Here is a 20,081-nt window from a genome sequence, read left to right as displayed (position 1 = left end):
GCCGTCCGAGAACTGACTGTTCAGGCGACCGGCGAAGCGTTCCGCGCGAGCTGGGTGAAGCGGCTGACGCCGAGACCCTGGTTCGGGGCGACCCATCCCCAGGTCGGGCGATCATTGGCGGCGTCGCGGACGACGAATTCATGGACGATGCGCTCGATGATGGTGAGCAGGCGCCCACCATCGAGCCGAGGCTTGAAGATGTAGATCTCATCGGCCCGGCTGACGCGCTCGCCTTCGCCGGTGTTGTAGCCGGTGAGGCGCATGGCCTCGCGAGGATCGAGTCCGAGGCGACGGCAGTGCCGGCGCCCGGCCGGCGAGGCGATCCAGCCGCGCAGTGCAGCCGGGCTCAGCCGCTTATGGAGCGCCTTCTCGAAGCCGATGAGCGAGAGCCCCTTCGGCAGGACGACGCGGATGACGCGCGGGCGCGCCTCGACGGGAGCTCCCGGAAGCGGCTTGCGCGAGGGGTGGATGAGGACGAGGCGCCAGTTGTCGTAGCCCGGATCACAGGCGAGGCCGGCCTCGGCCTCGTACATCCCGGCGTAGCGCTCGAGATTGATGTCCTCGATCCGGGCGAGCGCGTTCTCGGACGCGGTCGCGGAGATCTTGAACAGCGGCAGGGCGAAGCGCCGCGCCAGGCCATGAAGGCCGGTCGGCTGATCGGGAGCCTTCAGCGTGTCGCCGGAGCCGGCGACATAGACATAGGCGACATGGCCGGGCTGGTAGGCCTCGGCGAACTCCGAATCGAGGAAGGCGCGCTCGGGGAGCGGCGCGAGATCCTTGCCGCCGATGACGGGCCAGCGCGTGTCGACATAGTGCGTGACGGCAGCCGTGCTGCCCTCCTCGCGGATGCGGCGGGGCGTCGCTGGGATGGTATGGCCGTTGCTGTTCGTCTCGGTGATCATGATTTTCGTTTCCTGTCGTGCAGGGCTTCCCCGGGGGCATTCCCGTTCTCACCCTCACTCGCGTCCCTCGTCTCGTTTCGGCGTTGGCCGGATGAACCCGATCGGCTTCCTCGCGCCCTCCTTCCCGGCCAGCAGAACCTGTTCGGCTCCACGGATGTCTGCCAAGACGAGATCACGGCGGTTTTGGTCACAGGCGAAGCCCATCGCGATGTCCCAGAGCCGCGACAGCAGGCGAGGATTGTGGCCGTTCGTCGCCTGGAACAGCTCCTCGCCGGGTTCGGCGAAGCTTTGGCCGAGGCGCAGATTGGCCTGATGGAAGATGCTGCGCTGGATCGCCAGCATGTCGGCCGACTTTGGCTCGACCGTGAACACGATCAGCCTGTCGACGATGCTGACGGGCAGAGGATCGAGGGAGTTCGCGGTCGCGAACCAGAAGATGTGGTCGGCTCGCAGGGGAATATCGACGAACTCATCGACGAAGTGGGCGGCGTTCTCGCGCTCCAGCAAGGAGTGCAGGACCTGCACGGGCGTCTCGTTGGGATTGATCGGCGAGGCTTTCTCGAGCTCGTCGATGACGACGAGCGGCGCGGCATGGTCGCGATCGAGCAGAAGTTTGGCGACCTTGCCAGCGCCTGAGGCCTTCCAGACCGGTGTCAAGCCGGTGAAGGTCGAGCCCCTGTCGGTCATCAGGTTCATGGCGATGAACTCGTGGGGCACGCCGAGCGCCTCGGCGAGCCTGCCTGCGTAGTAGGTCTTGCCGATGCCCGGCGGACCGACGACCACACAAGGGTCGAGCCGCAGCGGCGTGCCCGTGACCATGGCGAGCCTGGCTGCCCGTAGGATCCAGGCGGTCACCTCCGCGAAGTGCGGGCTGATTGCATCAAGGCCATGCAGGCGTTCGATCAGCGCCGCATCAGGCATGACGAGCTTACGCCAGGGGCCGCGAACATCCTGGACCATGCGCCGCCAGAGCCTGATCTGGCGGGCTTGGGCCGCGTCCTCGTCGCTTGAGATCTCGGCCGGGTCGCCGACGAAGCCGTCATTGTGGCCCAGGCGACGCATCAGCAGATCGACATCGTAGATCTCGATGCTGTCGGGCATCGGCGCGGGCGGCAGAGAGAGCGGCTCAACCTCGAGCTTGACGCCGGCACGCGTGATGATGCGGTGGGCCTGGTTGTAAAGGGCAGCAGCCCTGGGATGGTCGCTGGTGTCGATGATCATGATGTGTGTCCGTGGGTGCGCGGAATCGCGCGTCACCCGAGGCACGTCTTCATCACGACAAAGGGCGCAGCCCCGAAAGACCGCGCCCTGTGTCTATCGATCGCCTAGCGCTCAGGCCGGCGGCATCGTCTTGAAGCGCTCGCTCTGTCCGGCGAGGATCTCGCCCTGATCGAAGCAGACCTCGGCGAGCGCGCGCATGGCATCTGGCTCGGACGTGCGCGTGGAGAGGAGCCGGCGCGCGGCGGTCTTGACCGCGACCTCATCCTGGTCGCGGGCCGGCCAAAGGCCGATGCGGCACAGGCGGGCGAAGGCGAGAAGGCGCGCCCCAGCGACAGCGTCCGCGGTACGCTGGCATTCATCGGCGGTGCCGTGCCAGGCGCTATTCCAGCTCTGAACCATGGCGAAGAGTTCTCGGACGCCAGCCAGGAGATCGACGAAGTCGATGCCCTGGTCGAACCAGAGGTCGAGGGACGGCGCCTGCTCGAGCGCGAACACGGCAGGCTCGCCCTCGACCGCCGCATGGGCCGGCGGCCGAGCCTCGAAGCTGGCGGCGGCCCGCGCGATGAAGGTGCCGATCTCGTCCACACCGGCCAGCTTGCCCGGCCCGCCCTGCGCCTCAGCGGCCTCCCAGGCCAGGATGCGATCGACCTGGTTGCGGAACCGGTCATCCTTCAGGCGCCGGGCCTGCCGGCGCAGCGTCGTGGCGAAGGCACTCCTCGCCCAGGCGTCGTCCGCGTTACGCGGCTCGACCAGCAGCATCGCCATGTTGGCGGCGTTGAGCAGGATCGAGAGCGCGTTGCAGCTGTCGAGGCTCGGCTCGATCTCGCCGATCGACGCCCGCGCGAGCCCGATGAAGCGCTTGAGCTCGCCGGCATGGGCTCCGGCGCGGGCCCGGATCGGCAGTAGGGCCGGCCGCTGGCTCCAGAACGCGGCGTAGCGCTCCACGGCGGAGGGCGCCTCGGGGATGAGGTGTTCAAGGCCGGCGAGTTCATCGGTGACGGGATAGAGAACGGGATCGACGACGATGTCGCTGAGGCGATGCTCGTCCCGGCGGGTGCTGGTGGTCATGGTGTTTCCTTCGATTCACAGGGGTGACGGTGTCGTTCCGTCGTCTTCCTTCCTCCTGATCTTCGGCCTGCTCTCTGCCCGCCCTGGAACGCAAACAGGCAGCGTCGACAACGACGCTGCCTGTTTCTCGCTGCCCGGGGACCGGATCGCCTGTCGGGTGCTCCGGCAACGCCGACCTGTTCGGCTGCGAAGAGCGCAGCGATTCGCACCCCAAGGCCGAGGCGCCCGATGTGATCTTGCGTACGCGCGCGAAGTTGATGCGGACGCCCGCCGGCTGGCGCATTGATGATCTCCCGGCGGAGGGCAATGACGGTTATAAGTCCGCGCTTCGGGTCGCCATCGCTCGCTGTCGAGGAAGGGGCCGATGAGGATGCGCCGCAGCAAGAAAGATGGGCAGCGCCGATGACGGCGCTGCCCTGCGACCGTGATGGACGGTCGACCGGTTAGACCAGCTCGCTCCAGTCGAAGACGAGCCTGTCGCGCGCGTCCACCGGCAGCGACTTGATCCACGCCGCATCCGCCGTGATGTGCCGGATCGCGGCCAACATGTGGACGGGATCGCCGATCTCACCGCGCAGGTTGATCAGCGCGACGACCTCCTTCTTGATCGCCAGCGCGGTGCGGTTGTGAACGGGCCAGATCATGGCCTGCGCCGCCGCAAGGTAGCCGGCGATGCGAGCCCCTTCCGCCGCGACCACCAGCTCCCTCCCATTCTCCGGGCTGCGCTGCGCCAGCGCGATCAGCCGATCGCAAGTCTCGAACATCTTGCGCGCGCGAGCCAGCGAATGATCGAGATCGGGCGCGGCCCTGGCGAACCCACCCCAGTCCGCGACCTGATTATGGGCGAAGGCCGGCGCTCCGCCACGCAGCGGCAGGCCGGCGGTAAGGTCCCAGCGCGCGAGCGGCCAGGTCGAGAGCCCGCGGCTGTCGCCTTGCGGCCCCTGAGACGCCGGCGGCAACATCAGCTCGGGGACAGTGAAGGCGGCGCGCTTCCACCGGATGCGGCGCGCATGCGTTGCATCCATCATCAAGGCGTAGCTCTTGTCGTGCGGATGATGCAGCGCGCCGGTCTGCTCGGCGAGCGCGAGTTTCGCCTCGGCCTGGTCAAGGTCGTCAGCCGGCCAGGTTGCGACCAACGCGACGAGGCTCAGGCTCATGATCTGCAGGCCGGCGCAGGCAAGCTCGCCCTTGTCGTCCCCCAGCTCCCGGGCGAGGCTGAGCCGGAACTCCTCGTTCGAGAGGCTCTTGGCGTGTCGCGCCGCCGCCTTCAGATCGATCGGCTGGCGGCGGAAGGCCACCAGCTCCTCAACGCTCGGATCGTCGCCACCGGCGATCGCCGTCACGAGCGTGATCGGATCCCCGAGCGCCGTGTCGCCCGGCCCGTTCGGGAGCTGTCCGCTCGGCGGGGCGAGCGAGCGCCCGCCATCCTGCTTATTCTTGGTCATGTTTGGAACTTTCTTTTGGGGTTACGACCATCTGGCCGCGCTTCCCCTCCGTTCCCGGAATCGAAAGAGGCGCCCGCTCGAGGCGCCTCCTCATTGTGATGTTCAGCGCAGGGGCGCCAGCACCGTCTGTCAGACGATCGGTATCCAGTCCGGCTCCATTTCGAACGTCGCGCCGAGCCTGAAGCCCTTCGCAATCCAGTTCGCTTGCGAGACCAGATGGCGGATCGCCGCCTGCTGATGCAGCAGGTCACGCCGGCAGGCGCGCTCGTTGACGAGCGAGACCAGCCTGAGCTTTGCCTCAGCATCGGCCGAGTAGCGCATCGCCGGCCAGATCGCCGCGCGCGCCGCAGCCAGATAGGCTAGGATGCGGGCGCCTTCCGCCCCGCGAATCAGCAGCGGCGCATCCTCGGGCTTGCCGTCGGCCAACACCTGGAGACGATCGGCGATAGCGATCATCCGCGCGAAGCGGTCGACGAGTTCCGAGATCGTGGGATAGGCGTCGGTGATGCTGGCCCAACGTGCGACCTGCGTGTCATCGAGCGAGGCATCACCCCCCGCCAGCGGCACCGTGTCGACCAGGTCGAACCGAGAGAGCGGCCAACTGGCCAGACCCCTGTCGTCCGGCGACGGCGGCAGCGGAGCCGCCGGCACGATGAGCTCGCCTACAGTGAAGGTGGCACGGTGCAGCCGGATGCGGGCAGCATCCTCGACCGAGAGCATCGACGCCATCTCGTAGTCGGTCTCGCCGCTGCGCATACGCGTCTCATGGGCGAGCGCCCGCTTGGCATCGGCATCCTCGATCGTATCGACCGGCCAGATCGCCACCATCGCGGTGCAGCTCAGGGCCACGATCTTGAGCCCGACACGCGCCAGCTTGACCGCATTGCCCTCGTCGAGCCTGAACCAGATCCGGTCCGCCTCGTCGTCACAGCGCTTCGCCTCGCGCGCGAAGAGCTTGAGATCGGGCCGGCTGTCGCGGAAGGCGACGAGCTCAGCCAACGAGGGATCGTCACCGATCGCTTCCGTCATCCCGGCGAGCGGGTCGCGGATCGGCCCGAGCGGGCCGCTACCTCCATCTTGGCCATCGCCGGCCAGCGGCCTGAGGCCGCGGTCCTGGTTGTTCTTCGTCATCTCGGGAACCTTCTCATTGGGGTGACAGCCATCCCGGCTGCGCTTTTCCCCTCCGTTCTCGGAAACAACGAAGGCGCCGCGATGCGCGGCGCCTTCGTCATCCTGGATCGATGGCAGTTTCGGCTACGGCGGGTCTCACGCGGCCGCGGCGTTGGCGGAGGCGCCGCACCGCGAGCGAGCCAGCTCCTCGAGCCGCTCGCCGGCGAGCGCGGCAAACACGATGACGGCGAGCAAGCGCGCCGAAGGAAGCTCGTCGGCGACGCTGAGCGCCGAACGGCGAAGGTCCCTACCGTCACCGACCAGTCCCGCGAAGAGGACGACGCGGGCGAGATCTGCAGTCGCCAGCAGAAGCAAACCCTGACGGGAGCGCTCGAGCTGATCGAGTTCGGCAGCATCGACTTCGTAGGCCTCGATATGCCGCGCAATACCGTCGGCGCGGTCGATCAGGTTCCCTGCATCCTCGACGAGTCCACCGAGCACCAGCTGCCCACGCAGCCAGGCGATCAGACTGAGCTCCTGCTCCAGCCCGGCCACCGCAGGCTCGTCATGACGAACATTGTCGATGTCTGGAACGGAGGCCGGCTCCAGTCTCAGGGGCTCGCCCCGGTCGGGTTGGTCGGCATGATCGAACGCGAAGGCCCGCTTCGCGGCATTGACGAAGCGAGCATCATCTTCATCGCGAGCAGCCAGAAGCACGTCCCGGCCCATGCGGGCCCGCGCGCTGATGTCCGCCGTGGTCCGCGGCGGCAGGAGCGCCACGGCCACGGTCGCAGCCGCATTGAGCGCGGAGAGCGCTAGGAGCTGGCTGAGGCCGAAGGCGATTTCGGCAGGTTCCGATGTCTCTGCGAGCGCGAGGAAGCGCTTGACCTCCTCCGCAAAGCCGACCGCACGGGCTGCCGCGCCGGTAATGTCGAAGGGCGTTGCGGCGAAGGTGGCATGAGCGTCCTCATGGCCCTTCGGGCATGGAAGGTTGCGCCGGAGGCCCATCAGCTCGTCCATGATCGGGCGGATGGTCGGCTCGAAGCGGATTTCGGCGAGTGAAGCGATCGTGGTGGTGTTCATCTTGTCCTGTTTCCCAGGGGTCACAGCGTCCTTGCTGCGCTTTCTCCTCGGTCCCAGAATCGAAAGAGGCGCCCCGGGGGCGCCTCCCATGTCTTGCTCGATGTTCAATGCCGGATGATGTGTCGGCGTTCAGCCGCCGCCCAATCCCCGGCCGGTGACGAACCGATCACCCCGGCAGAGCTCTTGCGGTTGGTCCTATGCCAGCCAGTTCTCGACCTTCAGTTCCCGAACGCGGCTGAACTCGCTGATATTGGCCGTCACCAATGTCGTGCCCAGCGCGCGGGCATGGGCCGCGATCAGCAGGTCGTTGGGACCGATCGGCGTGCCCGCCGCTTCCAGTTCTGCGCGGATGCCGGCATATTCAGCTTCAGCGTCGGCAGGCACATCGAAAGGCAAAATCTCGACGCCCTCCAGGATGGCCTCGACCTGACGCAGCAACCTCGGCGATCCCTTCTTGGCGCATCCGAACCGCAGCTCGGCGGCCGTCACGATGCTGGCGCAAACGGCATCGCCGCCCACCTCGGCGATGCGCCTGGCAACGACGCCATGCGGATTGCGCACCAGTTCGGACAGGATGTTCGTGTCCAACATGTAGCGCGTCACAGCTCAACGTCCCTCAGCGGCAGGAGGCTGGCATCGATGTCCGGGAAATCATCCTCCGGCCCGAGCGGTTCCAGCGCAGCCAGGATCTCAAGCAGGTTCTTCTTCCTGACGGGCTCGATGATGAGCCTGTCCCCCTCCCGGTGGATCAGCACGCGCTCGCCGGGAAGCTCGAACTCGACCGGGATGCGGACCGCCTGGCTGCGATTGTTACGGAAGAGCTTGGCCTCCCTGGGCTTGGGCGTGAAAGCGGGTTGCGCCATGGCGGCCTCCTTTTGCATATGTTTTTGTATATGCCAGAACCCCCGCAAAATCTAGCCGGGAATGCACCAGTCAGGATTGCGAGGACCAGCATCCCGCATGCGATCACCGCAGCGATGCTCGCGGGGTAAGGCAACGCGTTCTATTGCGGGGCTCACCGACGAACGGGGCTCCTCTCGAACGGACCATGTTGCGGCACACATGCGTCCTGCCTTCCGGCCAACCAGCACTCGATCGCGTCGAGTTGCGCGAGGCGAACGCCGTCATCGCGATTGCCCTCGGCGCGCAGCCGCTCGGCCTCGGCAAGCGCCTTTGGCAGGGTGAGCCAGGGCACCTCCTGCGGGGTCGTCAGCCGATCGCGCAGCCAGGCCTCGCCCTGCCGGAGCGCCTCCTCGGGCATATGCTGCGCCGCATGCTCGAGCATCAGCCGGTTGGAGAAGGCCTTGAGCCGCTCGTCGCCGAAGAGTGTCTCTGCGAAGCGGTAGCGCTGGTCCCAGCCGATTTCATGCCAGCGTCGCATGTTGATCTCGTCCTGGCGCGAGATGAACGTCTCGTAGAGTCTCCCCTCCGGCCAAGGCGACGGCTCCCGGTCGGCATAGCGCTCGGCGAGCACCTTGCGGAACCGGACATGGAAGGCCTCATCCGACATGACACGGTCGGCGCGCTCACGCAGGACAGTCTCGTCGGGCGCATGCGAGAGGACATGGCCTGCGTCCGCGAACCGCAACAACGCCGGCTGGGCGTTGGTCTTGATGCTCCGGAATGGGCGCCGGCCCTTCACAGCGAACAGGGCGGCTATGTCGGCCTCAGGACGGGCAAGATAGGTCTCGGGATCGACTGAGAGGTCCGCGACGACCCAAGCCGACGGATTCGTCGGGGACACCATGATGCCGGTGACCGGGATGGATCCCCCGACGCCGTTATGAAGGACGAGGATTTTCTCCTCGCGCAGCATCGCGGCCGGAGCGTCCTTCCGGGCGTTTGCGATGAGCAGGGCGAACAACTCCGGCGCCCGCTCGCGCAGCAGCCTCATCAGCGCTAGCGTCGCCCTGACGTCGGCGAGCGCGTCATGAGCGGCAGCCTCGGCGAAGTCGAGACCGTTCGCCCGGCACAGCGGGCCGAGCCTGTAGCTCGGCTTGCCGTCGATGGCCGGCACCGTCAAGGCCTCTGGCCGGAGCACCGCGATCGCGCGCGCCATGACCAGGACGTCGGCCCGGCCATTGCCCGGGCGCTGCGTCAGATACGGCGGATGCAGCGTGGTGAACAGCGCGTGGCGCAGATGCTCCTCGTCGAAGTGGAGGCCGTTATAGGCCACCATCGTCGCCGGCGACCAGGCTGCGAGCTTCGCCGCGATCTGCTCCATCATCTGGAGATGGGAGAGATTGGCGCCATCGAGATCATCAGGCGCAACGCCGGTGACGAGCATCGCCGAAGGTGAAGGCACGATATGGGCCGGTGGACGGCAGCGCAGCTCGAGCTCCTCGACAATGTCGAGGTTCTCGTCGCAGCGCAGGAAGGCGGCCTGGACCGGCACGTTCCATCTGGGATCGATGCCGGTGGTCTCGAGGTCATACAGGACGTAAGTCATGCCCCGAACCTCAATGCTTCGAGCCGCTGCCGGGGCCGTTCGCGACCGGCCTCTTGCTCAACATGATGCCGAGTGCCAGCGCGTCGTAGTGCATCGCCATCTCGACCATGATCGCGATATGGGAGCGCCGATCTTCATCATGGTCGAACGAAACGGTCTCGTAGATGGCGATTTTGAGGTTCAGTTCCTCCTCGCTCCGCGCTGGCGCCTCGGCCAGGCGTAGCGCGAAATGCCGCGCCAGCAGCCTGGCGCCCTCGGCGAGCTGGCGGCCGTTTAGCCCGCCGCAATGGGCATGGACGCGATCGCCATCGGCTTCGAGCAGGAGGGCATGGGCATAGGCCTCCTGCCAGGCCTGGTGGAGCTCATCGGGGCGGGTGTCGAGTTGGTAGACCTTCTGATAGCGGCGCAGATCGGCATGATCCGGGCGGGCATTGTCACCGCCGGGCGGCATCGTGGTGCTGGTCATCGGGGATTCCGTCATGGGACGTGTCAAGGCCCGGGACGGCTCTCCTCTCCACAAGGTCGGCACAGGCTCTCGGGGGTTCCTCGTCGTGAAGTTCCGCCCATTTTTCGTCCGCAGAATATCGCGACACGGCCTCGCTGGATTTGCTGTCGTGTCGTCGCCCGTTCCCCTATCTCAAGATGAGTTCTGTCATGTCGCGGCAGCCTTGGCGCCGGCCAATCCGTAGCAGGGATCATCGATGGCTTTCCGGGGCTAGGCCCAGGTCGGGAAGCCGGCCCACAATCGGTAGCGTCAGCAGCGTCAGCGCCACGCTAGAGTCTCGCCTTCGCTGACGCTGCTGACGCTAACCTGCGCTGGTTTCGGTTTCGAACCGTGTCGAAACCGATCGCAAAGCCAGAATCCGGGTGCCGGAGCGCCCCCTCCGAAAATCAAGCATCTCGACGCCGTTGGCGGCAAGGAGCGCTTCTTTGGCCCGCAATCTACGCGACAGGTGGTGGGCAGCGCCCGGCAGGGTTCGCCTCGCGCCGACCTCGTCCCGAAAGAAGAGGAGGAGAGCTTCGAGCAGCTTGCTGGCCGTGCTCTCGAACACACCGGTTTCCTTGATATAGCGCACCACCATCTCAACCACAGGGTCGTGGTCGAGGAGATCGTCGTTTTGCACCCGCTGGTTGGCTTCCAGAGCTTTCTGGAAGCTTCCGACCTGCCAGCGGAACGTCTCGGCGGCCGCCGCCAGCAGGATGAAATCGACAAGACGATGATCGATGTCGACCATCATCGTCGGCAGCCGCTTCAGGGCGTGAGCGAGCATGTCGAGCAATGCGCCAAGGATCTCAGGGCGATCCCGCTCGAAGGTTTTCAGCAGTTCCTTCATCGGCCGCCGCGGCTTGGGCTTCCGCAGGCGGATCGTGATGGCCCTGCTCGACAAATCGGTGCGGCCGATAACGGGCTCGATGGCGGTGAGTATCACCGGCGCATGAGCCGCGATGATAACCTGACCGGTATTGGTGTTGAATTTCCGCGTCCTGTAGCTGCCACCAGTCGAGATCCGGCATAGGGCGTCGGATTCTTTGGCCTCGATCGAAGAGAGGTTGTCGAAAACACTGAGATAGGTCTTGCTCGCCGCGATGAAGAGATTCTCTTCTCCCTGCGGCAGCCCGCTTGGGTCTTCGTTCTGAGGATCGATCAGCCGCATGATGAAGCATGCGGTTTCGGTCTTGGCGGTGCCATGACCTCCGTTGATCTGGAGAACCGGAAAGGGCAGCCCCGACACCATGCAGCCGATCATGAACGAGACGACGAGCTGGAAGTCGTCGCCCTTCGGAACATTAACGTATCGCTGCAGGAGATCGATCGAGCCGCCACTCGCGGGCATCGGCAGAGGCGCCATGTTGGCGGTCTTTTCGAAGCGGACCGGCGGATTCGAGGTCAGACGCCAGCCATGCTCGTCGATTTCGACATATCGCCCCTCCTGATCGCAGAGATCGAGGTAGATGTTGCCGGCATGCTCACACCACCGACGCCCGATCCCTCCAGCCGGCGCCTTTGCGGATTTCCGCTCCAGATAGCGCCAGACGGCATTCACCGGAGCCGAACCCGTCAGCCGTTGCGTGTCGCGATCGAATAGCTCGTGCAGCACGTCCGAGGTCCTCGCCGACGAGGCCTGCCAAGCCTCCCCGCGAGACAGCTCCTTCAGGAAGACATAGCCTTGACCGTTGTAGCTGAAGACACCGAGATGCTCATCGGCAAGCCTTCTCAAACGATCGATATCCTTCTCGGGCGGCTTTCCGGCGAGCAGCAGCAGCTCGAATGGTGCCCATTCCTGAGGCGTCGTTTTTTCGGGCGGTCGGGGCTGGTGCGGATCCCGACTTTCTCGCCGCCCCCCCGGAAAGACGATCAGATTTGGCGGTGACGAGCTATGCTCGGCGTCATTCTTTTCGTTGTCGTCGCCCTCGTCAGCCATGGATCGCGGTTCCTGCTACAGAGATAATCGCTCGCCGCATCGCGAATCATGATGTTTGATATATACCACAAAAAATGAATGAGGCTTTGATGCCCAAGGATACAGGACGGCAGGATGGGGTGGTCGGGGCGGATAACTGGCTTAAGCTCGCGGACGCAGCCTCCCTTGAGGTGGCGCAAGCAACTCATGGCAACAAGGAAAGCGCACTCGCGTCCGAGGCGACACGACACGGCATCTCACCTCAAACCTTGCGCCGCCTTCTGGCCGGCCGGCAGTTCCTGAATCGCCTGATCCAGACTGAACCAGGCCTGGCTCAGGCTCTGCGCACCAGCAGCTTTGCCGCAGTTGAGGTGATCGCGCGCTGGAGCCGCTGGGATAAGGCCGGCGCTGCTCAAGCCGCCCGCAAGCTGCTCGCCGACAAGACGACTGTCCGGCAGCTGGCCACAGCAGAACGGGAAGCCCGTCGTCAGCACGGACTGACCGGCATCAAGCGCTTGCCGTCCGATGTGGCGACGCATATCGCCGCTGCTGTCGCCGAAGCAGCGGCGAACTTAATGGAGCGCGACCTGACCATCGCCTGGACGTCTCACACATATCGCGGCGCCCTTCAGAAACGCGCCGAGCCAGGCTTCTTCAAGCACTTGCGGGAACAGTTTCGCGCGGGACCATCCTCGATAACCCTCGTCTTGAGCTCAGGCTCACCTGCGGAGAAGGATATCGCGGTGATCATTGTCACCAGTGAGCCCAAGCTGCATGCATTTTCAGCGTTATCCCAGCTAGCGGGCCTTTCCTGCGTAGGCTTCGAAGGATTGTTCATCACTTTCGATCCGGGGCTGTCGGACTGGCTGGACGCGCTCGCGCGCGCATTCGCCCCTGCACCGATCGCCGCATTGTCACTGGCTCCCGACCTCCTGCTCGGCCTCGCTGGCGACGAAATCGTCTGATCCAGGCACTGCAATTTCGCCCGGAACATCCGGTCACGAGTGGGAAACTGAACTCAGTGTGAGGGTGATGCTGATTATAGCGCTTGACATGATGTTGGAAATGTACCACAAGAAACATGCTTTCGACGCGATCGAAGCCGCAGCACGGACCGGGATCGACCCTAGCAAGTCGAGACTGGCGCAGCCCGCAGCCGTGTGATGGGCCAGACGTGTTGCCTCCCCCGGGGAGGCGAAGGGCAACTCCCACCGGGCCCATGAAAGCATGCCCGGTGTGAGCCTCGAGGGGTCGCTGCGGCCCGGAGCACGACGAGGTATATGCAAACGCAGCCGCGCACTGCGCGCGCCGGGCCCTTCCCGGAAGTCAAAGACGCGAACAGGATGCAGTGATCCTGTCGCGGTTGATGCGGGTCCATAAAGCCGATCCGCATCATCGGACTCGCAGGCGGACATTTTCAGGCTGGCAGTCGCCGGCTGGAGAGGTTTGCCGGGTCCGATGCCTGTTTCACGACGACCAGAGCTGGAGCGAGAAAGCGGAAAGCCGCAGCCGCACCCCGCCGCGGCTGTGTCAGTCGCCGTACCCTCTCCCACGGCTGAGTTGGGGCGGCCTGCGGGTTGCAGCGGGCCGTGCACCGCTACCGAGGCCGGGGCTTCTACCCGTGGCGCCGGGACCTGCGGAGGTTGCACGAGCTGCGTTGCTGGCCTTGCCACCTACACCCAGGACTGGGTTCCCCCCAGCTTGGCTCACTGTGGTGCCCGCCTGCACCACAGGCTCGAGGTCTGCGCCAACATCGCTGACGATCACAGCCGGCATGGCCATCGAGATGTCCCTTATGAAGGCGTAGGTCGGATCGAGGGCGTCCGCGGCTGCCGTCTCCCTGCGCTCTCGCAAGGCCTGCGCAACGGCGCGGCGATCGCGATCGGTTCGCATCGGCTTGAAGCCCAGAGCCTTGCCGATAGCGGGCGCGTCGGCCCGGCGGCCGAGTTCGTCGAGCATCCCGACCTTGGCTTTGCGAAGAGCCGCTCTCAGGGCCCGCTTGAGCTGCTTCTCATGGTAGCGAAGCAAGCGGCGGCGCTCGACGGCCAGCAGGTCAAAGTAGGCGCCGGCAAGCTGATTGTCGCCCCGCCCATTCAGGGCTTTCGCCTGATCCTTCCTCGTAGCGACGGTATCCGCGCGGTGTTGCTCCAGCTCGCCGCGTTCGCGCTGGTATCGGGCAAGAAGATCGCGGCGTTCGACGAATTTGGCGGCACGCGCAGCCTCATAAGATGGCAATGCGGCAAGGGCGATGCCGCCCGCGATCAGCGCAGCACCCAGGCCTCCACCCGCGAGAACGGCACCAGCCGCCGCGGCGGCGAAAGCGAGCCTGCGAAGGCGCCGGTCCGAAAATATCCCGGCGTGGCGGAAGGCGCGCTCGACGCGACGACGCCCGACAATCTCGGCGCGACGTCGTTCGCCGCGACGTTCCGCTGCGATCTCGCGATAACTAATGCTCCGCTCGGCCTCCCAGCTCCGTCGCCTGGCAGCCACCGCTCCGAACGCGCGAGCAGCGCCTCGACCGTCACCGTCGGCGAGCGCCTCGCGGCCCAACCGGATCAGCTGCTCGTCGGTCTTGTCACGATCGTTGGCAAGCTTCTCGTTATCCCGCATCTCCTGACGACCGACCTGTTCCGGCAGATCCCCGAAGAGGTCGTCGCAATCCTCCCGCCGCAGACGCAGCGCCGCCCCAGCCGCCTTGGACGCCTGGTTCAAGGCGCGGCGCAGGGGAATGGGGACACTGCTCTCGACGTGCACGGCGAGAACGACGCTTTCACCAGCCCTGACCTCAAAGCCGGCCTGCCGCGCCTCGGCAACGAATGCGATCACGTCGCCCCGGGCCGCATGCCATATCTCGAACAACCGCGATGCCGCAGCGTCAGCGTCCTGGCCGGCGCGCTGCAGGGCGCGCCTCGTACCGGTCGTCATTCGCTCCCCGCCGCGCGCGGCCGCGTGCCGTCCGAGTTCTTGTGCGATCTCGGGCTTCCCCTCCTTGTCAAGCTGCCGCACGACCTCGTTATGCCGGACACCAGGCGTGATGGCCTCCCCGAGCTCCAGCTCAGCAAGGCGGGCGACGATCTCGTCCTTCAGCTGGGCGTCATGGCTGCGGATCGCCTTACCGGTCTCGATATCGATCAACGGAAAGACGAAATGGAAGTGGTCCGGGCGGGGCGTGCCGTCCGCGCTGGGCTTGGTGTGCTGGACACCGATCCGTGGAGCGGTCGGGCTGATGCCGTATCGTTCGAGAAGCAGATTCAGGACCAGCCGCGACGCCCCGTCATGCTCCTCCTCTGGGGAGCATTTCGCATGGATGACGCGCCGCACCGCTCGCGGATTGGTTGCGGCGAAACCACCCAGGAAGGGCACGGCGAGAGCCAGGTCGAGGGGAACCCCTTGCGACAGGTCCTCGCGGATCAGAACCCGCGTGTTGGTATCATTGCGGGAGAGATGCCTGGCAAGGCCGTCACCACGTGTGAAGTCGGTCTTGACGATCATTCCGGCACCCTCAACGCGATCCTGATCGCCTCGAGCACACGCCGATACTCGGCTTCGATCGCTGTGAGCGAGGCCCGCGCGGCCGGCGTCGCCCCGCTGACGTTCATGGCCCGCGCGATCTGGTTGAGCAGCGATCCCTGCCGCCCGAGCTCGGCCATGAGCCGACGCAGCTCGACGACGTCGAAGGAGGGCGCAGCAGGCTGCGACCTCCGCACGGGCTCCCCGAGAAGCGCCTGGATCGCGCATCGGACGAGCTCTCCGCGCGTGACGCCCAGCTCCGCGGCACGCGCCGCCAACGCGTCGGAGGTCGCGCTCGATACCTTCGTCGCCACCGTTTCCGAGAATTCCTTGGTCATCGTGATGGTCTCCGAAGCCGCCTTTCGCGGCGACGACCAGTGCAGCCCTGCACTGGTCTGGGTGGGTCGACGGGAGGTCCTCCTCCCTCGCCAGGATCAAGTTGGCCGCACCGGCGGTAAACTTGGGAAGACTGGCCCCATCACGATTACCGGTGAAGCTTACGCTGAATCGATGCTGAAAATGATCAGTGTCGTGTCAGTTCATCGGCAAAACAGTCGTCAGCTTCAGCGCCACGATCATGCCGACGATCAGCTTCGCGTTCAGCGTCACCTTCAATTTCAGCATCTGCCTCAGCGGGAGCTTCAGGCTTCCGATGAGGTTCACCTTCTGTCGAGCGTGTCCGGCTGGCCGCTCGACGCAGCGACGGATGGAGCAGTGTCATGAGGAGGCCGGTCAAGAGCTATGCCGAGCGCAGCGCCGAGATGGTGACACCACGCCAGGAGCCGTGGGAGCGCCCGATGGCGCGCATGATCGCCGACAACTTCGAAGCGATCGCGCTCGACATCCCACGGATCGGCACCGTCGCCGTCATCAAGCTGCTCGAAGCCGAGCGTCAGGAAGAGTTCGACGCCTTCCTCGCCGATCGAGAGCGCCGGGCGAAGGCTCGCCTCGACAAGAACCCGCTCGACGTCGAAGCGACCCGCCAGCTCGAAGCCGTGGAAAAGGCTCGCCACGAGCCGCCATTCGAGCCGTTCAAGATCAGTTCGTTCAGCCAGGCTCTGCATCTGGAACGCAAGAAGCGCCGTGCGGCCGGCACGCTTTCCGCGTCCAAGCCAGCCGCTCTGACTCGGACGAAAACCCTCTCCCCCATCGAGGTGCTGAGGAAGGCCGCCACCGGTGAGACTTCGTCGCGCTCGGTGACCCCGGCGCAGGAGGACCCTGCCGCTCCAGACGATCACCGCCCCGGCTCCGCTGCCGATCAGCCTGCTGCGGTACCCGCCCTGCAGCAGTCAGGGACGCAGGTGGCCTCCACGGAGAGCGAGCCTGCTGCCGCGACATCCGATTCAAACACTTCCGGCGCCTCGGCGCCCGAGGAGCGGAGCGCGGTGTCCCGCACTCCGCAAACGCCCTCACCAAGCGAGCAGCTTGCCGAGGCTCACCAACCCATTCGTCGCCGAGGCCCGGCGATGGCCAAATTCGACAGGGATACAGAATGAATACCAATGGGAACGTCACCGGCTCCAAGCCGATCGTCAGCGGCTTCGGCAAGCTGTTCATCGCCACCGTTGAAGACAAGGGCGGCGTCGGGAAGTCCGTCATCTGCGATCTCCTGCATGCCGGCTTCTCGCAGCACGAATTGAAGGTCGGCCTCATCGACATCGATGGCTCGAACTCGGTTGGCTGCATGCAGCACGCCGACGCCATCTTCGCAGACACCAGCGACGAGGGCTGGCAGGCCATGATCTCGAAGGAGATCCGCGACATGCCTTTGCCCGGCGGATTGGATGTCCTGATCCTCGACACCGGCGCCCGAGACGGCGAGCGGTTCCAGGCCGAGCTTCCTGGCTTCGCCAGCAGGATGGCGCGGGTTGGCGGCCGTATGCTGGTGATCCGGCCGGTCACGACCAACATCTTCACCCATGAGAGGGCGGCGCAGTTCGCCGCGGATACCCAGAACACCAATGTCGCGGTCGTGACCATGGAGGTTCGCGCGCAGGGGCGCACCGAGAAGCACTTTCAGAAGTGGCGGAACAGCGAAAACTACAAGGCCGCGATCGCCGCGGGCGCGGTCCCGACCTACGTCAAGAACCTCGGGATCGAATTCATGGACGACGCCGTCGCCTGCCAGCTCTCGATCGGCGATATCGCGGGTGAGAACTTCGGCAAGCCTACGGCCCACAAGCGCTCGCGAGAGCTGTTCGACGACACCAGCGTTGTCTGGGCACAAGACATGATCGAGGAGCAGATGACGATCTGGCTCCCCGCCTTCATGGAGGCCCTGAAGAAGCGCGAGAACGGGAACGGCTAGTCATGAAGGCTTGGCCCAACAGGGCGGCCCTGCTCAGGCGAGTGGGGTCGCGCAGGATTACGGATGCCGCCGACTTCGAGGATAGCTGGGGCTACCACCTCAGCTATATCCTCAAGCCTAGACGCCTGCTGGGCGCGGCTGCGCTCGCCGTCACCGTCATGCTCGTCATCACGATCGGCCTCTGGTCGGCGGGATTCCAGATCATCGGCCCCGGCCGGGCGCAACTGCTCGGCTTCGCCGAGTCAGCCGTCCCCGATCCAGGGGCGCTGTCAGCTGCCGATCTACGTGTCAGGATCGCCGGCCTGGCGCGCGCGGTGGAATTCGTCGACCGGGCAGTGACCTCGATCCCGCCCGATCCCGCCGGGTCGAACTGGTACACCCGATTATTCGGACGACGCTCTCCCGAAATCGACCCCGGCCGCACGGCCGTGCTCCTGAAGCTCATCGACCTTATCAACAGTTACCCGTTGACCGAGCGCGACGGCCTGGTCGAGAGGATCGTGCTCCAGGCAGGCGGTCAGGCCGAGAGCTGGTCGGTCCTGAAGGTCGTCGCCGACCTGCCCCCGGAAGCGCGCAAACTCCTGCTCGCCGCCGACGCGGCCCAGTTCAAGGAAGTGGCGGCCTGGCTCAAGCAGCTCCCTCTGCGCGAATTCGAGCCCAGCTCGCTCCTGTCCGCAATCAAACAACAGCAGGAGGAACTCGCGGACGTAACCCAAACCGGCCGCGCCCGGGTCAAAGCCATGACCGAGGAACTCGAGCGTCGAAAGAGCCGGAATTCCGTATGCCGGCGCCACATCGATGATTTCGAACGCTGCCTGAAAACGGTGCGCGGCTCTCCGTAAGCAGAGCAATTTCAGAGGAAGGGGTGAGGCCGCACTCGCGGCGTTGCGCCGGCCGGTCGAAGACGCGGATGAACACGAAAAAGACCAGCTCGCACTGGCCGCGATGGATCGGTTCCTCCGCGTCAGCATGGAAGACGTTGGGCGCACCGTCCTGCCGCCGACCCTGGCCTCACTGCTCGAAGCCGAGGCTTCCGGCTGCGTGCGCGTCGTCATGCGCGATGGCCGTCTACGCCTATGGTCCGAACGACGCTGGGAGATCGAGCGGACCCGCAGGATTGCCTTGCTGGCGCGCAGTGGCGCAGCGGGTTGACTACAAATGCTCGATTCCGTGCCCTTTCCATTGAAGGAACGCGCGGCGCGACTTGAAACAAAATAAGAACATTTATCTGAAGTTGCGGTTTGGCCCCAATTCTCGGGGCCAGCATCAATCCTGCCGGGTGACACGACCAGCTCTTTCCGCGCGACGCCTATCGCCGGACCTTCGACCGATTGCTTGAACGCATGCGGGAGCGACCGGCGTGCAAGCTGATGGTCGATCTGCTGGCGCTGGCTCATGATCGCGGCTGCGAAGCCGATCTCGCCGCCATCCTCACGGCCGGACTCGATGCCGGCACGGCGCCAGATATGGCGATTTTGCGCAAGCGCTTCGCTCCCGATCCGGCGGCATTGCCGCAGGTCGTGGTCCATCTCACTCCCCTGGTCGCCTATGAGGCGCTTCTCGATGGCGGCGTGGGAGAAGCGGCATGACGAAGGACATCGACCACGCCCGCCTCGCCATTATCCTCAACGATCTGCGACTGCCTGCGATCAAGCATGGCTGGCCAGCCTTCGCCGAGAGGGCCGACAAGGAAGGCTGGCCCGCCGCCAGGTTCCTCGCCACTCTCGCAGAGCACGAGATCGCCGAACGTGATCGCCGCCGCGTCGAGCGACATCTCGCCGAGGCCAGGCTGTTACCAGGCAAAACCCTCGACAGCTTCGACTTCGAGGCACTGCCGATGGTCTCGAAGGCGCACGTCATGGCGATCTGCGCCGGCGACAGCTGGCTCGACAAGGGCGCCAACCTCATCCTCCTGGGTGGACCGGGCGGCGGAAAGTCCCATCTCGCCTCCGCCATCGGGCTCGCCTTGATCGAAAACGGCTGGCGGGTCCTGTTCACCCGCACCTCCGATCTCGTCCAGAAACTCCAAGTCGCGCGGCGCGAACTTGCCCTGGAAGCGGCCATCGCCAAGCTCGACAAATACCACCTGCTGATCCTCGACGACCTCGCCTACGTCACCAAGGACCAGGCCGAAACATCCGTGCTGTTCGAGCTCATCAGCGCCCGCTACGAGCGCCGCTCGACGCTGATCACCGCTAATCAGCCCTTCGGAGAATGGGGCAAGATCTTCCCCGATCCAGCCATGACGCTCGCGGCCGTCGACCGCCTCGTCCATCACGCCACCATCTTCGAAATGAACGTCGACAGCTACAGACGCCGAGCCGCCATCGACCGAAAACAGCAGGGCGCGGGGCGGCCGCCAAACTTCGCGACAATCAACCGGAAACATAGCCCTTGCCAGCGACAATCACGCCCGGCATCGTAAGCCCGTCGCGATCCAGAATCTCATCCAGATTGTCGCGCTCCCCGTCCAGATCGTCGCGCAATAAACCAGAAGAAAATCGTCACGCGTCAGGACGTGACGCTATACAGCACACGCCACATGATGGCGGATATGATCGATCAACTCCGGCTGCCGCAAAG

Annotated in this window: 20 protein-coding genes and 1 pseudogene; 7 read left to right on the top strand and 14 right to left on the bottom strand. The window is 65.4% G+C overall.

Annotated features, from left to right (window positions below):
• Nucleotides 1–20 precede the first annotated feature (20 nt).
• The 11 genes from BW981_RS21390 to BW981_RS21340 form a co-directional block, all read right to left on the bottom strand.
• Entirely contained in the window at nucleotides 21–902 is an 882-nt protein-coding gene (locus BW981_RS21390) for a hypothetical protein (protein ID WP_076442911.1), read from the bottom strand.
• Between the two features lie 54 nt (nucleotides 903–956).
• Nucleotides 957–2,123, bottom strand: coding sequence for an AAA family ATPase (locus BW981_RS21385; RefSeq protein ID WP_076442909.1), 1,167 nt, complete (start codon nucleotides 2,121–2,123; stop codon nucleotides 957–959).
• Between the two features lie 111 nt (nucleotides 2,124–2,234).
• Nucleotides 2,235–3,191 (bottom strand): hypothetical protein, encoded by a 957-nt coding sequence (locus BW981_RS21380; RefSeq protein WP_076442908.1) that lies wholly within the window; start codon nucleotides 3,189–3,191, stop codon nucleotides 2,235–2,237.
• A gap of 443 nt (nucleotides 3,192–3,634) precedes the next feature.
• Nucleotides 3,635–4,636, bottom strand: a complete 1,002-nt coding sequence (locus tag BW981_RS21375; protein WP_076442906.1) for a hypothetical protein — start codon at nucleotides 4,634–4,636, stop codon at nucleotides 3,635–3,637.
• 129 nt (nucleotides 4,637–4,765) lie between these two features.
• Nucleotides 4,766–5,767, bottom strand: a complete 1,002-nt coding sequence (locus BW981_RS21370; protein WP_076442904.1) for a hypothetical protein — start codon at nucleotides 5,765–5,767, stop codon at nucleotides 4,766–4,768.
• 135 nt (nucleotides 5,768–5,902) lie between these two features.
• The gene (locus BW981_RS21365; RefSeq protein WP_076442902.1) at nucleotides 5,903–6,829 is read right to left on the bottom strand and encodes a hypothetical protein; all 927 of its coding nucleotides are present in this window, start codon (nucleotides 6,827–6,829) and stop codon (nucleotides 5,903–5,905) included.
• Nucleotides 6,830–7,024: 195 nt separating this feature from the next.
• On the bottom strand, nucleotides 7,025–7,432 hold the full coding sequence (locus BW981_RS21360; protein ID WP_076442900.1) for a type II toxin-antitoxin system VapC family toxin: 408 nt from the start codon (nucleotides 7,430–7,432) through the stop codon (nucleotides 7,025–7,027).
• Complete coding sequence (locus tag BW981_RS21355; protein ID WP_076442913.1) at nucleotides 7,429–7,692, bottom strand: antitoxin; 264 nt, start codon at nucleotides 7,690–7,692, stop codon at nucleotides 7,429–7,431. Before BW981_RS21355 ends, BW981_RS21360 begins: the two co-directional genes overlap by 4 nt.
• A gap of 152 nt (nucleotides 7,693–7,844) precedes the next feature.
• Nucleotides 7,845–9,278 (bottom strand): exonuclease domain-containing protein, encoded by a 1,434-nt coding sequence (locus BW981_RS21350; protein ID WP_076442898.1) that lies wholly within the window; start codon nucleotides 9,276–9,278, stop codon nucleotides 7,845–7,847.
• Between the two features lie 10 nt (nucleotides 9,279–9,288).
• On the bottom strand, nucleotides 9,289–9,744 hold the full coding sequence (locus BW981_RS21345) for a hypothetical protein (RefSeq protein WP_139333890.1): 456 nt from the start codon (nucleotides 9,742–9,744) through the stop codon (nucleotides 9,289–9,291).
• A 340-nt stretch (nucleotides 9,745–10,084) separates the two neighbouring features.
• Nucleotides 10,085–11,701 carry a hypothetical protein gene (locus BW981_RS21340; RefSeq protein ID WP_076442894.1) on the bottom strand — a complete coding sequence of 539 codons (1,617 nt, stop codon included), beginning with the start codon at nucleotides 11,699–11,701 and terminating at the stop codon, nucleotides 10,085–10,087.
• An 89-nt stretch (nucleotides 11,702–11,790) separates the two neighbouring features.
• On the opposite strand from BW981_RS21340, the gene BW981_RS21335 reads away from it, so the two are divergent.
• The gene (locus BW981_RS21335; RefSeq protein ID WP_139333889.1) at nucleotides 11,791–12,645 is read left to right on the top strand and encodes a hypothetical protein; all 855 of its coding nucleotides are present in this window, start codon (nucleotides 11,791–11,793) and stop codon (nucleotides 12,643–12,645) included.
• Nucleotides 12,646–13,210: 565 nt separating this feature from the next.
• Here the strand turns inward: BW981_RS21335 and BW981_RS21330 are convergent.
• The 3 genes from BW981_RS21330 to BW981_RS23655 all read right to left on the bottom strand — a co-directional run bounded on the left by BW981_RS21330 (nucleotide 13,211) and on the right by BW981_RS23655 (nucleotide 15,853).
• Nucleotides 13,211–15,172 carry a hypothetical protein gene (locus BW981_RS21330; RefSeq protein WP_076442891.1) on the bottom strand — a complete coding sequence of 654 codons (1,962 nt, stop codon included), beginning with the start codon at nucleotides 15,170–15,172 and terminating at the stop codon, nucleotides 13,211–13,213.
• The gene (locus BW981_RS21325) at nucleotides 15,169–15,528 is read right to left on the bottom strand and encodes a plasmid mobilization protein (protein WP_076442889.1); all 360 of its coding nucleotides are present in this window, start codon (nucleotides 15,526–15,528) and stop codon (nucleotides 15,169–15,171) included. The genes BW981_RS21330 and BW981_RS21325 overlap by 4 nt, the downstream gene beginning before the upstream one ends.
• Before the next feature lie 196 nt (nucleotides 15,529–15,724).
• Nucleotides 15,725–15,853 (bottom strand): hypothetical protein, encoded by a 129-nt coding sequence (locus BW981_RS23655; protein WP_280174212.1) that lies wholly within the window; start codon nucleotides 15,851–15,853, stop codon nucleotides 15,725–15,727.
• 56 nt (nucleotides 15,854–15,909) lie between these two features.
• Between BW981_RS23655 and BW981_RS21320 the strand changes: the two genes are divergently transcribed.
• The 6 genes and pseudogenes from BW981_RS21320 (at nucleotide 15,910) to istB (ending at nucleotide 19,923) form a co-directional block, all read left to right on the top strand.
• The gene (locus BW981_RS21320; RefSeq protein ID WP_076442887.1) at nucleotides 15,910–16,686 is read left to right on the top strand and encodes a hypothetical protein; all 777 of its coding nucleotides are present in this window, start codon (nucleotides 15,910–15,912) and stop codon (nucleotides 16,684–16,686) included.
• Nucleotides 16,683–17,498 carry a P-loop NTPase family protein gene (locus tag BW981_RS21315; protein ID WP_076442885.1) on the top strand — a complete coding sequence of 272 codons (816 nt, stop codon included), beginning with the start codon at nucleotides 16,683–16,685 and terminating at the stop codon, nucleotides 17,496–17,498. The genes BW981_RS21320 and BW981_RS21315 overlap by 4 nt, the downstream gene beginning before the upstream one ends.
• 2 nt (nucleotides 17,499–17,500) lie before the next feature.
• The gene (locus BW981_RS21310; RefSeq protein WP_076442883.1) at nucleotides 17,501–18,340 is read left to right on the top strand and encodes a hypothetical protein; all 840 of its coding nucleotides are present in this window, start codon (nucleotides 17,501–17,503) and stop codon (nucleotides 18,338–18,340) included.
• Between the two features lie 43 nt (nucleotides 18,341–18,383).
• Nucleotides 18,384–18,650 (top strand): hypothetical protein, encoded by a 267-nt coding sequence (locus tag BW981_RS21305; protein ID WP_076442881.1) that lies wholly within the window; start codon nucleotides 18,384–18,386, stop codon nucleotides 18,648–18,650.
• Between the two features lie 134 nt (nucleotides 18,651–18,784).
• A pseudogene (locus BW981_RS21300) lies at nucleotides 18,785–19,087 on the top strand (IS21 family transposase); the annotation flags it as partial.
• Nucleotides 19,084–19,923 (top strand): IS21-like element helper ATPase IstB, encoded by an 840-nt coding sequence (istB, locus tag BW981_RS21295; protein ID WP_076442877.1) that lies wholly within the window; start codon nucleotides 19,084–19,086, stop codon nucleotides 19,921–19,923. The pseudogene BW981_RS21300 and the gene istB, both read left to right, overlap by 4 nt.
• Nucleotides 19,924–20,081 lie beyond the last annotated feature (158 nt).

The sequence above is a fragment of the Allobosea sp. TND4EK4 genome (assembly GCF_900156025.1).
Classification (GTDB): domain Bacteria; phylum Pseudomonadota; class Alphaproteobacteria; order Rhizobiales; family Beijerinckiaceae; genus Allobosea.
This window is presented reverse-complemented; position numbering and strand designations above follow the sequence as displayed.